The organism is Streptomyces venezuelae, from assembly GCF_008642315.1.
Taxonomy (GTDB): Bacteria; Actinomycetota; Actinomycetes; order Streptomycetales; family Streptomycetaceae; genus Streptomyces; species Streptomyces venezuelae_D.
This window is the reverse complement of sequence record NZ_CP029192.1, coordinates 1,792,695-1,806,665: the sequence shown is the minus strand read 5'-3', so window position 1 is coordinate 1,806,665 and position 13,971 is coordinate 1,792,695. Positions and strand designations below refer to the sequence as shown.

Genomic DNA, 13,971 nt, shown 5'->3' with positions numbered 1-13,971 from the left:
CTACAGCCAGTCCCGCCGCTTGAAGATGAAGTACAGGCTCACGCACACCGCCGCCATCAGCAGAATCGCGAACGGATACCCCGCCGCCCACTTCAGCTCGGGCATCGTCTCGAAGTTCATGCCGTAGATCGTGCCGACCAGGGTGGGGGCGAAGAGGATGGCTGCCCAGCTGGAGATCTTCTTGAAATCCTCTACCTCACCCCGTTGAACAGGGCGTTTGGGCTGCTGGGGTGGCCTGACCTGGGGTGATGTCTCTTTCTGAGTCTTTCACGCTCCTTCAGTCTTGTGTAGCCGGTTCTCCCCAGGCGCTCCCCATGCGACTCGGTTCTCCCCAGATTCTCCCCGGCGGGCATGCACGACAGAGGTGCCTCATGAGGTTCGGGGCCCGATTGCCCGGTGTCTCTAAGCGTCTGCCGAGCTCCGAAGTTCGTGCCCGGCCGCTTTCCCGAGGCTGCAGCGTCTCAACCTCTTCCCGATGACGCATCATGTGGAGTGCATGGCGATCCTGGGACCGGTCGCTAAGGGCTCCTGAGCTGTGGTTTTGCCCGTGCGCATTATGTGCGGTGTGGGTGTTACGGGCGATATCTTGACGCCGAAATGACGCTCCTGACGCTGGTTCTGATGGCGTGTCAGGTGTGCATTGGCAGGTCAGGGTGGCGTCAAAGCTTCCTGAACGTGCTGCTGCCGACCGTTCAACAAACCACGACACTGTGTCGGAGGTGCGCTCTATCATGGGCGCATGGCGCAATGCACAGCACCCTCCCGAGGCCACCGCACCGCCAGTGGGGTCGCGAATTGCCCAGCGTGCAGCAGCTGGGGACGGAGGTCGCACACCCCGTCGTATTCGTCCGGACCCTCCTACAGCGGTGGCGGTGGCGGTGGCGGTCGGTCGTCCGGCGGGTCGTATGGCGGCGGCACCTCGCGGCGCACCAGGTCCGGCAGGACGGTGTCGTACACCCCGACCGAGTGGCGGGCGGTCGAGCCCTACGCCGACAAGGCTGCGGTACAAGCACAAGTACACCCGGACAAGCGAGACCTCTTCCTCTGCCACGCCTGGAACGACCGCGAGGGCAGTGCGAAGGAACTCCACGGTCACCTGAAGACGAGCGGTGCGACGGTATGGTTCAGCGAGGAAGACATCCCGCTGGGGTCGCTGCAAATGCGGGAGATCGACAAGGGGCTTCGTAACTCCCGGATCGGCATCGTGCTGGTTACGCCAGCCCTGCTCGAGAGCATCAAGAACGAGGGGATTGCCGAGAAGGAGCTCGCCGTTCTGCTCGGCACCAACCGCGTCGTGCCCGTGACGCACGGGGTGACCTTCGACGAGCTCTATGACGTCAGCCCCATGCTCGCGTCGCACTCCGGGCTGAGCACGAAGGAGTCGTCGCTCGACGCCGTCGCCGCCAAGATCGCTGCTGCTGCCGCCGCGCTTCCCGCTGCCTGACGTCCGGATCTGCCAGCGAACGTCGGACCAGCCCGTCGCGGGCGGAGGGCCTGCAAGGCCGCTCTCTATGCGCTTGGCCTTCCATGCGCAGTACGAGTGCGGGACGCCGTCGTCAAGCTCCGCATGGCGGTACCAGCCGGCTCGACGCTCAGATGACGCTAGTCCTGATGAGGCGTCACCGCAGAGGTCGCGGTCGTGCGGGCGACTCTGCCCGCTGTCGTCGCGAGCAGTCCCGCGACGGTGACGGCTATCCGGCACGAGACGGAGGCGGCTGCTTCGGCGCAGCCAGGAAGGTCTCACCGGACGTGCGGGCACGTTGTCCGGGGATGCCATTGCCCTAGGGCTCTCCTCCAGGGTTTCCCGTCTGGCAATGCCGTCTGGCCGTATGGTGGGCGCGTCATGCGGCGTGGGCCGTACTAGGCTCCGTGCGGTTCCGCTTCGACAGGGCGTGAGGGGGTAACGAGGATGGCTGTGCGAGGTAACCGGCGCGCCGTCTTGATGACGACGGGGCTGGCCCTGGGGATCGTCACCGGTGCTTTGTCTTTGCTGAGCTGGGAGCGGGCGGACCAGGTGGCTGGCGTGGTCTCCGCGGTGGTCAGCGTCGCCGCCTTGGGGGTCGGCGTCTGCGCGTTGCTGGCTCCGTCCGGGCGTGTGTCTGTCTAGGTGTCCAGGACCGGTAGTGCCACAGCCACCGGCGGCGGGGACGCCAACACGGGTGCGGTCGCCTCCCCGACCAAACGGTGTGGTCTCCGTCGGGGAGACAGGTGACGCGCGGGCGAACGGCGGCAGCGCGAATACTGGTTACCGAAGGCAGGGGTAGCGGCGCATCCGATGTTCTTCTGCAGCCACAGCGCGGTGCGCAAGTCGGGCGGATCCTCCGCCGAGGGAACCGGGGCCCTCTAAAACGATCACCGGAGACCATCAACGGCCTGACCTGGATTCCGGATCAGGCCATTGACCTGGTACTTCTCTGCCAGGGTGGCGGTATTTGAGCCCACGGACTCTTCGCCCCGAATGAAGTTCGGGCAGGGACCTAGCCTGTACAGATCATGTTTGCGCTGGCTAGATCCGGGATGGCCATCGGTTTCGCGTGGCGCTGAGAGGGGTGAGCGGATTCGTTGGCTTTTAAGCGGCTCTCAGACCGGCGACCGCTCCGCCGTCTCTGGCGGATCCTGGAGCGGTGAGACTGTCAGTCACTGTGGAGGCGCTCAGGCTCCTCCTCGTCTTCACGGCGTGAGGTGCTGTGGCGCATTGCCTCGATAGCTCGGCGCCACGAACTGAAGACTCCAGGAAGCTGATCGAGAACGCCTTTGACGACAAACAGCATCACGGTGATCACGCTAGAGATCGTCAAGACAGCGAGGGTCAAGCTGTCGCTCAAGGTTCTGGCCTCTCTACTGAGCGGTCGAACCTCCCGGCGGGAACGGGATCAGTTCGACCATTTCTGGGTGGTCGAACCGGCATCCCGCCGGCACAAGAATTCAGTTCGGGGGCTACGGCCCCCACGGTGGATACTGCGGGTTCTCCAAAAGGATCGGCCCAGTAGGGCCAACAGAGCCAGACAGGGAGTGGTGCCGGCCACTGCCCCTGCAGGCGACTGTTCTTCCTGGCACCCCAGCACGAAGCCGGGCCGCCCAGGGAGCGGACGGGTCGCGCTGGAAGCACGACCTGAGATTGCCTGGAAGCTAGCAGGGATGCCTGGGGCCAAGACGCCTTCGGTCATTCCGGCACACGAGGGCTCGGACTTGTGGCATTCTGCGCCCTCACCCTTCCCGGTGTACCTCTGCGGGAAGCTGATTTCTCCCAGGCTGCGCGGGCGGTACTGACGTGGGCGGGGTAGTCGTCCCACCTGAGGCCCTGCGGCCCACCCTGGCGCGGAAAACGTATGGGAGTTATTGGCGGGGCGATCTACGATCGTTGGTCATGACCGTATACGCGAGCCGGAATCGGACGGATGCGTCGCCGAAGCGAGCTGCGGAGCCGACATGCGAGTTCTTGGGGAGAATCGCCGGTCCGTTCTGGGATCAGGTTCGGGACACGATCAACGAGTGGTGGTCACACCTCCCGGACCACGCACAGCCCGGTTTGCGCAGCCGGCTGCTGGACCGGAACTTCGACACGAACGTCTACTCCGCGCTGTGGGAGTTGTACCTGCACGAGATGCTGATTGGCTCCGGTTACACCGTGGCGATCGAGCCTGGAATAGGGACGCGCGGCAAGAACCCAGACTTCCTGGTCTCCCGCGAGAGTGAACAATTCGTCGTCGAGGCGATCTGGACGACCCAGCGCCTGGAGGAAACCGGACCCAACCGGCTGCTCCCACCTGACCTGGCCGATGCCATTGACAGCGTGCCGAGCCCCAACTTTTTCGTCTCGTACACGCTTGAACAGACGGGGCCGATGACGCCGCGGCAGAGGCGGCTGAAGACTGAGCTGACGCAGTGGCTCGCCAGCCTGCACCCCGATCAAGTCATCGCCGAGTACGAGCGCAAAGTGCCATTGCCCAAGCACACCTGGCAGGAGGCAGGCTGGCGCCTCTCGTTCGAGGCAATCCCCCGCAGCCCCGGCAAGCGAGGCAATCCAACAAGCAGGACAATCGGCATCCACCCCGCGATGTCCTGGTTCGGCGACGAGTCAGGTCAAGTGCTCGACGCGGTCAAGAAGAAGGGAGGGAAGTACGGCGATCTAGCGCTGCCATTCATCGTGGCGGTTGGCCGTGCGGCCTTGTTCCCCGAAGATGAAGACGTAGAGACCGCGCTTTATGGGACCTCGGTCGAGTACGTCCACAACAGCACGCGGGCCTACGGCCGCCAGCCCGACGGCTACTGGACTGCTACCTACGACCACGCTCACAGTCAGGTCAGCGGCGTACTCACCGTCAGCAACCCAGCGCCCTGGACCTGGACGAAGAACACGCCTGTCCTTTGGCAAAGTCCCGACCCCAGCTCGCTCTCGGCCCCCGCCCTCCCTGTCTGGGCAACGGCACAGGTGGTCGATGCCCACGTCGAACACCAGCCACCGACCTACCCCATCTACACCGCCCTCGGCCTGCCCAAGCACTGGCCGGTCGGCGACGCCTTCCCCCGACGTCACCCGAGCAACGCAGGCTGACTGTTCAGCAGCAGCACCAACTACCGGGCCTCAGCTGCCCTGGTGGGGCACGTGCGGAGGATACGAGATTCGAGCTAGTAAGAGGTGCCCCCAACACGCTTTCCAAATGTTTGTCTGGGCGTCCGGAGGAATCAGGAACGTCCTGACCTGGAGAGGAGTGGGTTGGCAACGATTGCTGGCGCGAGTCTGCAGATGTCGCCGGCCCAGGTGGTGACCTGGCCGACTGCCTAGCAGTCAGGTTCACGTTGGGAGGCTAGGGAACACCGACTGCGGTCATGGTGGCTTGGGCACCTCCGTGGGGTCCTCTGGGAGATGGCCGTGTAAGCGATACCCCATCTCGTCGGGGTGCCTGCTGACGCGTGCCAGTCGCCAGGCTGCCTCGTACGACATACGGCCGTGGCTCTGGGCACGGAGACGCACTGCCAGCAAGCTGGTGACCGGATCGAGGAGCCAGCGCAGGAGCATCAACTTCACTGGAACTCACCGGCGATGGCAGTGAGGGCACGGGCAGCATCCTCGTCGCCGAATGCTCTTACGGTGCCTGCGAGCAGGACGAGAAGTTCCTTGCAGCCTTCAGGGGTCAGCTTGCCGACGAAATCGTGGATCACCTGAGCTACAACGACCCACTGCTGTCCGGGTTGCCACTGTCTGACCATGCGAACCAGATCTTCGAGATCTGTACCGGCAGGTGGTCCGCCCAGGCGGGGCCAGTTCTCGGCTGAGCTTTCCAGAGCTGTGTAGAGCCGGGCGGCGGCGGGGTTGGCGAGGATGTGTTCCTGGAGGAATTCCTCGCGCGCTTTGGCCTGGCGACGGGCCAGCACGTCCAGCTCGAGTTCGCGGCGCAGCAGCTCTTCCTGGCGACGGTGGTTCTGCTGCAGCTGTTCCGCGGCGAACGCGGCCTGCCGGGTCAATTCGTCCACCTTGATGCTCACGGTGGCATCCACGACGACCACGCCCACGCCGCCAAGAGGCAGGGCTTCGGCGAGTGCGGTGCCAATGTCCTGCTCGGCGGCATCAGGACGGAGGACATCGCAGGCGGCAGCTGCCTCATCGATCACGGCCCTGACGAGCTGCCCTGCTGTGTACGGGGCCGCAGGGATGGCGGTGTCGCCACGACGCCGCCACGTCGCTCGGACATGTGCGCAGAAGTGGAGCGTTGGGTCCGCGCTGCGTGGTCGGTCGGAGAAGGTGGAGACCCAGGTGGCGCCGCCCGGCTGGGAGGCGTCTTCGGCGGTGGGGCGGCGCTTCATGCGGCTTCGCGCTCCTCTGACTTGTCTGCCTCGGGGTGTTCCTGCAGCAGGAGCTGCTGGACCTTGGCGAGGTCGGCGTCGAGGAGGGAGGAGAGTTCGAGCTTCAGATTTGCCCGGTCGGGCGAGTATGGGCGGTCTTCGCTCTGGACCCATACCTGTGAGCAGGTACGCAGAGCCTCGCGCAGGGTCGGTCCTTCAGGACCCCGGACGTCCACGGCCTTGCGAAGGGTGTCCAGGACGATCGGTCGCAGAGGTGGCCGTTGAAGGGCTGCATCGAGCCACAGGAAGATGGCCCGGTCGAGTTCGCGATCCCCCGCCGCTCCGGTTGCCTGACGCAGGAGAGTGCGCCACCCGGTGACAAGGCCGGCGACCGGAGGGCGGAAGTCCTCCTCTTCGTCGGCGTCCGGCGTGGTGTCGCTGTGGAGCACCAGCGGCACTCGGTCGGCTTCTGGTGCAGACGACGCGGCGAGAGCCGTGAACGTACGGTGGCCGACGGTGTCCCGGATCTTCTCGTCACCGCACCAATCGACGACGTACCCGAAGAGCGTCTTCCGGACGGAGCTGTCCGCCCACAGCACCTGGATCGCTTCGCGCAGGCTGTCCACGACCTCCGGCAGCCCGCTGTTGGCCACGCGCTTCAGACGGCGTAGCGCCTTCCCGGTGTGACGCCGCCCGAACTGTCCGGTGCAGACCTCGACGACGGCCTGTTGGAGTGAGGGGTCCTTGCGCTTGGCCCATGACAGCAACAGGGAGTGCACGTATGGAGCGCTGGCCGCGTGGATCGCCGCGTTGTCGAGCAACTTCACGGCCAAGGGCCACAGTTCTTTGTCCGTGCCGTGGGCGTACCACGCCGTGACGATCGCCTCTAACGGTTCTTGTCTGCGATGGCGTACGGCCCAGCGCAGCGCGAACTCACCGATGCGGCCGGCTAAGGCGCGACGGGCGTCCTTGGTGATGGTCTCCAGGGCATCCTTGTTCGTTCCTGTGTCGTCGATGGGAACCTGGGCGAGCCACTTCAAGAAGGAGGTGCGGGCCAGCGGGCGATCGTTCCAGAAATACTCGATCGCGGCGTCATCCCAGTGCGGCCGGTCGAAACGGAGAGTCCCGTCCTCCTCGCGGCGCGCCTTGATCGCCTTGGTCATGGCGATCACGCCCGGGGCCTGTTGCCCGTGCACAGGGACAGGGGTGTCGCGTTTGTCGAGCGTGTCGGTCAACTCCGCGGCCTTGGCGTATACATGGCCCACCGGGTCGCCGCGTAGGACCGCTGCGGTCAGGAGGAAGCTCCGTTCGAAGCTGGTCCGGGCGTGGTCTTCTGGTTCGTGCCACTCGTAGAGCGCGTCTTCCCAGTTGCTGAGGACAGCCACGACATTGGCGATCTGCTCGTCGAGCGAGCGGCGCCGCTCGGTGGAAGTCTGCTGCGCCGATTCCCGGGCGAAGTCCGAGAGGTCAGCGGCCGCGAGTCGTTCGGCCTTCCGGTGCTCATCGAGCATGAGAGGAGTGACGTTCAAGATGTCCGTGGGCGTCATGCCGCCGATGAGGCGGCGTATGCCGGTGTTACCGAGCCAGGAACTGACGGGGAACGACGGCTCCTGCGCCAGCAGCCAGCGGGTGGTTATGTCGTGGGGGTGGATCTCGCCCAGATCCGGCGCGGTGCTCGGCGGTGCGCCGTGGCTGATCCGTCGCCATTGTTCCGGGCGGGTGAGGACGATGAGTCGGTTGTCCCGCCGGGCCAGCCGCTCACCAAGTTTTCCCAGACCGGAACCGAATGTGTCGGCTACCTGGAAGCCGTCTTCGTCTGGCGGGAGTTCGAGCAAGAAGCCGCACCGATGATCATGAGGCAGGCGGCGTGCTGGGAAGTGCTGGGAGCCGCCGAAGGAGAGCGGGCGCACTTCTGTGATCAAGCCTTCTTCCACGAGCTGGTCGAGAAGGGCGTATGCGGTCGTGGTCCTGCTGCTGTTCGGTGGGCGGTTGATGACAAGTACGGACCCCGAAGGGCGCAGGATCTCAAGGGCATGGTCAAAGGGACTGCGGGCCCGGTCTGTGTCCTCAGAGCGGGGCTTGGCATAGACCCTGCGGATCACCGCTAGGTACTCGGCCTCGATGGGCGCGTCAGCGTCCAGGGTCTGCTCGAACACGTATTTCGTGCCGATCATCTCGCCCAGGTTGATCAACGCGCGCTGGAGCGTGGCCGCCTGCCCAACGGCCTCGACTGCCTCGGGGGACGGTGGTGCCGGCCTGCCCCGTTCCGCTTCTCGCTGTGCTGCCGTTTCCGGGCTATTCGGTGGGATGACAGGGGGAGCGGGATATGGCGTGAGTGCGGATCCTGACTGTGAGCTCGCCGGCGCGGCCACTTCGGGGCGAGCGCGCGCTATCGACTCGGCGTTGGCCTCTGAGTCTGCTGTGGGTGCGCCGGCAGAGGGGGTGGGGACCTCCGTATGGTCGTTCTGTTCTCCGCCGCTGTAGCGATCGAGTAGCGGCGGACGCGCCCGCGAGTCTTCGGCAGCGCTGTACGGGTTTCCGGTAGCCGGAACCGGCTGCTGCTGGGTGAAGTCCTGCTCATCGTCGAGAGCCATCGGTTGCGCCGCCTCTCAGCCGATGGGTCCGTCGATCTCGACGCCGACCTGTTCCGCCGACGCCTGGACGACCTTCGCGGACTGGTCCACGCGTACGCGGCCCGTCTGGGAAATCTCCTGAGCGCGTACACCGACTTGGTTGCCGGTGAGTTCTTCCGCGCGCTGTGTGACGGAGACGCCGGGGCGCGCGGGCCGCTCATCCTCGTCGCCGAAGGGCAGTTGCCGCCCGTAGATCTCCTCCAAGTCCAGGCGCAGCGCACCCAGTAGATCCCTGAGCCCTGGATCGTCTCCCTGCAGCAGCGCTGGACGTGCCAGATACACTTGGAGTGCTCCGCGGGCCTCAGCGATGCGCTCGATCCGTGCAGAGGACAGTTCAGCCGGACGGACGGTCAATGACCCGACCTGCCCTTCGACTTGCTCCGGCTCCTCCACGGGAACCCGACCCGCACGCCGATCGAGGACCGCTCCGGCCCGGTCGAACAGAAACCTGACTGCCTCAGTGAGTGCGGTGCCGACGAGCATCGGAAACGTCAGTGGATCCACGGATGTATTCCTCCCCGTTGATTGCGCGTCCCGCCGCGTACGCGCAGGCGCAAAACCTGACTGACGGTACGTTCGCTGTCACCCAGAGAGAAGGACCGTTCCGGTCACTCAAGGTGATGACCCAAATACCCCTGGCGTTCGTGTGTGCGATGCCCTTGACGTGGGGTGCGGTCCGATGGTGCCCGGCTGGCGCGCATATGGCAGACGCACTTTCGGCTGGAACTATGCGAAATGGCCCACGCGCGAGCATCCCGGCCTGGCCGAAATGTGGCAAAGGGCCGACCGACTCCGCCGTGCCCTCAGGAGGAGTCAGGCTGGCCTGACCCTGGGGCAGGCAGTGCGGCTGCCAGTTCTCTCTGGTAGCGGTGTGCACTGGTGCGGGCCTGGGCGTTTTCGGGGATGCCCCCCAACAGGGCCGGGGCGGACATAAGTTGGTGGACAGGTGATCTTTGGCGGGGGTGGGTATGGCAGGTCGGGATCTGCGAGCGCTGTTCAGTACGAACGACCGGACGCTGGGGACTGCGGAGGCGTTCACGAATCGCCAGGCGCAGTGGGAGTTCGCGGTGGCCGCGCTCACCGAGCACCTGCGGTATGTCAACGACCCTGCCTTTGATCCTGAAGACTTGGAGGCGGCCCGGGACAACGTGGTGGTCTTCCATGGGATCGGTGGCATCGGGAAGTCCACGCTTTCGCGCAAGTTCGAGGCGTCCCTCGCCGACCCGTGGCAGCGCCCCGCCCAGTGGGGTGCTCCCGCATGGGGTGGAGCGCGGATCCTGTCCGTACGGATCGACCTCGCGCGCTCCGCGAGTCCCGATTTCGAGAAGGTCGTGCTCTCCGTGCGCCTGGCGCTGGCCGCTATCGGTCAGCCTCTGCCCGCCTTCGATCTGGCGTTGCGCCGCTACTGGGAGCATCAGCACCCGGGTGATTCGCTGGAGGATTATCTCAACCGAGGCGGCCTGGCCGCGCGGTTCGGCAAGGCGCTGCCGCAGCAGATGCAGTCAGCGCTCGCCGACGTCGCCCAGGCCCTACTGCTGCCCGGCACGGTGGGCTCCGCAGTCGGGCAGGTGACCGGGGCGCTCGTAGGAGCGCTTCGCGAGCGTCGGCAGACTGTCCGCGCGCTCGCTGGCTGCGCACGCCTCGCCGACCTCCTGGAGAGCGAACTGGATCTGGATTCCCTCTCCTACTACCCGCACCTGCTCGCCTGGGAGCTTGCCCGGTTACCCGCCGTGAAGAGGGTCACGCCGGTGATTTTGCTGGACGCCTTCGAGGAGATCGGGGACCGTACCCACCGAGACTTCGAGCGGCTTCTGCAGCGCCTGGTGTGGTTGATGCCGAACGCCTTCTTCGTCATCACCGGCCGCTCCCGCCTGCAGTGGGCCGACGAAGCTCTCCAGGGGCAGCTCGACTTCACCGGTCCCACCGCCTGGCCCGGCCTGGCCGCCCACGACATCCCCCAGGCCCGTACGGAGTTTTCCGCGCCATGTCGTGAACGGCAGATGCTGATCGGCGACTTCTCCTTCGAGGACTGCGACGACTACCTTGCCCGCCGCCTCTCCGCCGACGGCCGCCCTCTCATCAGCGACCCCATTCGTACGGTGATCGCGCGGCGCTCGCACGGCCTGCCGCTGTACCTGGACCTCTCCGTGATGAGGTTCCTGGAGCTCCGACGCAGCGGGCACACCCCACAGCCGACCGACTTCGACCACGACTTCCCCGCGCTGATCGCCCGCACTCTCTCCGACCTCACCGCCCCCGAGCGACATGTCCTGCGCTCCGCCAGCCTCTTTTCCTCCTTCGACGTCGCCCTGGCGACCCGGGCCGCGGGACTGCCCCAACAAGCGCCAGCGCTGAGGCTCGTTGAGCGTCCCTTCGTACGGGAGACTCCGTTCGGGCTGTGGCCCTACCACCTCCATGCCCTCATTCGCGCGACGATCCGGGGCGCCGACGACCAGACCGACGACCGGTGGTCTCCCGCCGACTGGCAGCAGGCCGCCAATCGGGCCCTCGCCGCCCTCGGAGAACAGTGGAGCAGTGGCTCGGACCGCGACCGGCTGCTTCTCGTGGGCTGCTTGCGTCAGGGACTGGCCATCGCCCGCGACTACCGTCTTGACCTGGGCTGGCTCACCGAGGCCGCCTGGACCTACGTCGGCGACTCCGTGTGGGAGCCGCTCGACCTGGCGGCCAGCCCTGAGGTGGAGGGCGCCGCGGCCACTGCCGCGGACGCACTGGTGGAGTTGCTCAGCGCGCTCGCTCGCCGACAGCACGAGAACCGGGCCCGCACCGTGGAGCGCCTGGTTGCGGTCGCCGACACCGGCCTGTTGCCTGCGGAGTTGTGCGAAATGGCCGTCTACTACCGGGCCAAGGCGCAGCGCGACCTCGGGCACACCGAGGGGTCCCGCCAGGGAATGCAGTTGGTCGTCGCCGGTGGGGGGCGTCTTGCACCGAACGCCCGCCGCGGGCTCGCCCATCTCTCCCGGCTCGCCGGTGACTTCCCGACCGCTCTTGAGGCCGCAGAACACTTGGGGTGGGCGGGCCGCCACCACCGCGTCGTCGGCGACGTGCGCTGGGTTCAGGGCGACATGTCCCTGGCCGCGCAGGCATTCGGTGCGGCGCGCGCGGAGGCCGAAGAGCACGGCAAGAGCGGGGAGGCAGCCATGTCACAGGCTATGCGTGTCTTCACTCTCGCCTTCACGACTGACCCCATCACCGATGACGAGATCGACCTCGGTGAACACCTCCTGGCCCAGGTCGATCTGCGTGCCGCGACCCTGGACGTACGGATCGCAGCGATCCTGCGTGACGCCGGCACCGACAGGGGAGTCGAGGACCGGGCACAGGTACTGGCGGCGGAGATCGGCACGTCGGGACTGCTCTTCGTCCAGGCCAAGCTTGAGTTGGCACGCGCCTTCCACCATGCCGTCCGCGAGGACCAGGCGGGCGTCGCCTCCAGAATCAGCCGACTCCGCGAGCTGACCCGCGAGGGCTACTACGCCTACTACGTCGACATCGCCCACTTCATGGCCGACCTCGCGCTCGACACCCCCTCCAGTGCGCAGTGGCTCGATGAGCAGCAGACGGTGCGCCAACGGTGGCGCAGTATGGTCACCGACCGACGCGCTCTGCTCATTTCAGGGTCAGCGGCCGGGGCGCCGTAGCCGCCATGACGATGTGCTCAGCGGTTGCCGTTGATCTAGAGCGCGGGTGGACCCAGCCGATGCGGCAGCCGGTGCGGCAAACAGTCCCAGGGCGGCCGGCGGCGACGGAGGTGTCTTCCGCTCCGGCTACGGGTCTGAGTGCGAAGCTGGTAGTGGGACAAGTCGAGGACGGGAGCCGGAATCATGAGTACCAACAGAGCACCTCTCTTCTTCGTCCCTTGGTCCCCCGAGGAACCCAGTTGGTCAATCGATCAGGCCGGCATCCTGGGAGCCGACTGGCTCATGGAACAGCCTGGTCAGAGGCTGGTGCTGGTCAGCCAGCTGGGTGACTACAAACAGCATCCGATGGCTGAGCGAACGACAGGCGCCGTCGTCGCCAAGCCCAGCACGTTGTCTGGTTGGTACGGGGGTCCGGTGCTGGCACCGTGGTCGACCCGTGAAGTTGTTGGTGATCTCTCTGACGATCTCCACGGTCGGGCGACGGCTATCTGTGTCATCCAGTGGGGTCCCGATCCGCTAGTGATGGCTTGGCTGCGGGCACGTCGTGCAGTGAGCGTGGTCGATGGGTCCGTATACCCCGAAGCGAACGAACCTCTGCTGGATCCGGTGATTGAGGCAGCGATGATCGAGTTGGAGCAGCGGGTAAACCACGCCAACGGTCTCGCTAGCGGAAACGACAAGGCGTTCGCCGTGCACACCCTGCAGAAACTGCACCAAGCTGGCTACCGGTGGAACGTCGACCATCTAGGCGGCTGGGCGTTGGCCAACGGCTTCACCGGCGCCGAAGAAGATCGTCTGCGGCAGTACGCCATTAAGGTGCTGCAGGGATCGCGGTTCTCGCCGCAGCCGACCGACCCGTACTCCCCTGGGGCTGTTGAGCGCTGGCGGGACCAAGCGCCGTAGCGGTCTGCCTGACACCTCACCGCTGTTCGACCCCAGGTTTTGAACACCCAGTCCCGAGCGCTGTGGTGGGCTTTGTCACCGAACTCATTCGACAGCAAACGGCCCTCAGGCGGGAACTCGTCAGAGTCCAGTAACGGTCTGTCCGGTGAGGGCTTGGGCGACCTGCCACAACATGCCGCCCCGCGATGCCTTAGTCAGGACCACGTCTCCGGGGCAGAGGACGGAATCGACGTAGGCCGCGGCGGTTGCGTTGTCGGCGACGATCGCCACGTCTGGCACGCCTGCTGCGCCCGCAGCGAGAGCGAGTTGCTTTGCGAGGTCCCCGCCGACCGCCACGACGAGATCGACGCCGTTCTCGCCGGCCATGCGTCCTACTGCCCTGTGGGCCTCCAAGGCTTCGTCGCCCAGTTCCAGCATTTCTCCGAGCACGGCGATCCTCCGGCCGCCTTCTGCTTCGGTCATGAGGACGCTCCGTTGCGATTGAGGGGCGCGAAAGTGATAGCTCGGCCCGTGTAGGAGGGCGCGACTCGGCTCAGGTGGACCCTGTCGTTGTTCTGTCCCCACGCGGAGGGGTCGCGGATGAAGATGGTCGGGTCCGTCCCGCCCTCGTAGCCGCGCGCGAGGACGAGATGGCCACCAGCTCGGCCGTCGTTGGGGAACTGCTCGGTCACCGACATGATCAGCGGGGCTTCTTCGAGGCGGGCGACCAGGCTTTCGGCCGCGATTGGTTCGGCTCGGGCAGGAACTCCGAAGTCGGTTGCCAGGTTGGCGATGCCGGCATGTAGCGCTCCACGTGGGGTCAACACCTCATGTTTGACCGCGAGCTTCAGCAGTTCCGTGACTGTTGGTGCTTCACGGCCGTAAGCGAGCAGGATCATTCTCAGTGACGCCAGGCCGCACGCCCGGTTGGACCACTCGGCCCGGTCTCCCAGTGCCCACCCTCCGTGGAGATCCCATTCGGCGGGAGCGATGAGCTGTCGGCACATGGGGAC

The 13,971-nt window shown here is 66.0% G+C and carries 10 protein-coding genes and 1 pseudogene; 4 read left to right on the top strand and 7 right to left on the bottom strand.

Features of this window, described 5'->3' with window-relative positions; translation table 11 throughout:
- Positions 1-192, bottom strand: a pseudogene (locus DEJ48_RS07615) (CorA family divalent cation transporter); the annotation flags it as partial.
- A 754-nt stretch (positions 193-946) separates the two neighbouring features.
- On the opposite strand from DEJ48_RS07615, the gene DEJ48_RS07610 reads away from it, so the two are divergent.
- Entirely contained in the window at positions 947-1,444 is a 498-nt protein-coding gene (locus tag DEJ48_RS07610) for a toll/interleukin-1 receptor domain-containing protein (protein ID WP_150215434.1), read from the top strand.
- Between the two features lie 1,189 nt (positions 1,445-2,633).
- Here the strand turns inward: DEJ48_RS07610 and DEJ48_RS07600 are convergent.
- The gene (locus DEJ48_RS07600) at positions 2,634-2,783 is read right to left on the bottom strand and encodes a hypothetical protein (RefSeq protein WP_190537258.1); all 150 of its coding nucleotides are present in this window, start codon (positions 2,781-2,783) and stop codon (positions 2,634-2,636) included.
- Positions 2,784-3,367: 584 nt separating this feature from the next.
- Here DEJ48_RS07600 and DEJ48_RS07595 point away from each other — a divergent pair.
- On the top strand, positions 3,368-4,555 hold the full coding sequence (locus DEJ48_RS07595) for a hypothetical protein (protein ID WP_150215432.1): 1,188 nt from the start codon (positions 3,368-3,370) through the stop codon (positions 4,553-4,555).
- 470 nt (positions 4,556-5,025) lie between these two features.
- Here the strand turns inward: DEJ48_RS07595 and DEJ48_RS07585 are convergent, their stop codons facing one another.
- From DEJ48_RS07585 to DEJ48_RS07575, 3 genes are all read right to left on the bottom strand, one after another.
- Entirely contained in the window at positions 5,026-5,613 is a 588-nt protein-coding gene (locus DEJ48_RS07585) for a hypothetical protein (protein ID WP_150215430.1), read from the bottom strand.
- Positions 5,614-5,801: 188 nt separating this feature from the next.
- Entirely contained in the window at positions 5,802-7,976 is a 2,175-nt protein-coding gene (locus DEJ48_RS07580) for a hypothetical protein (RefSeq protein ID WP_190537256.1), read from the bottom strand.
- 417 nt (positions 7,977-8,393) lie between these two features.
- The gene (locus DEJ48_RS07575; RefSeq protein ID WP_150215429.1) at positions 8,394-8,921 is read right to left on the bottom strand and encodes a hypothetical protein; all 528 of its coding nucleotides are present in this window, start codon (positions 8,919-8,921) and stop codon (positions 8,394-8,396) included.
- 464 nt (positions 8,922-9,385) lie between these two features.
- Between DEJ48_RS07575 and DEJ48_RS07570 the strand changes: the two genes are divergently transcribed.
- A complete protein-coding gene (locus DEJ48_RS07570; protein WP_150215428.1) occupies positions 9,386-12,076 on the top strand; it encodes an ATP/GTP-binding protein in 2,691 nt (896 codons plus the stop codon).
- Between the two features lie 183 nt (positions 12,077-12,259).
- On the top strand, positions 12,260-12,979 hold the full coding sequence (locus tag DEJ48_RS07565; RefSeq protein WP_150215427.1) for a hypothetical protein: 720 nt from the start codon (positions 12,260-12,262) through the stop codon (positions 12,977-12,979).
- Between the two features lie 120 nt (positions 12,980-13,099).
- Here DEJ48_RS07565 and DEJ48_RS07560 read toward each other — a convergent pair whose 3' ends face one another.
- A complete protein-coding gene (locus tag DEJ48_RS07560; RefSeq protein ID WP_190537254.1) occupies positions 13,100-13,441 on the bottom strand; it encodes a glutamate ligase domain-containing protein in 342 nt (113 codons plus the stop codon).
- On the bottom strand, positions 13,438-13,965 hold the full coding sequence (locus DEJ48_RS07555) for a C39 family peptidase (RefSeq protein ID WP_150215426.1): 528 nt from the start codon (positions 13,963-13,965) through the stop codon (positions 13,438-13,440). The genes DEJ48_RS07560 and DEJ48_RS07555 overlap by 4 nt, the downstream gene beginning before the upstream one ends.
- Positions 13,966-13,971 lie beyond the last annotated feature (6 nt).

What these genes read in the sequence shown, in the direction of transcription:
- DEJ48_RS07565 (WP_150215427.1), top strand. Translation starts at nt 12,260, where the DNA reads ATGAGTACCAACAGAGCACCTCTCTTCTTCGTCCCTTGGTCCCCCGAG.
- DEJ48_RS07560 (WP_190537254.1), bottom strand. Translation starts at nt 13,441, where the DNA reads ATGACCGAAGCAGAAGGCGGCCGGAGGATCGCCGTGCTCGGAGAAATG.
- DEJ48_RS07570 (WP_150215428.1), top strand. Translation starts at nt 9,386, where the DNA reads ATGGCAGGTCGGGATCTGCGAGCGCTGTTCAGTACGAACGACCGGACG.
- DEJ48_RS07595 (WP_150215432.1), top strand. Translation starts at nt 3,368, where the DNA reads ATGACCGTATACGCGAGCCGGAATCGGACGGATGCGTCGCCGAAGCGA.
- DEJ48_RS07555 (WP_150215426.1), bottom strand. Translation starts at nt 13,965, where the DNA reads ATGTGCCGACAGCTCATCGCTCCCGCCGAATGGGATCTCCACGGAGGG.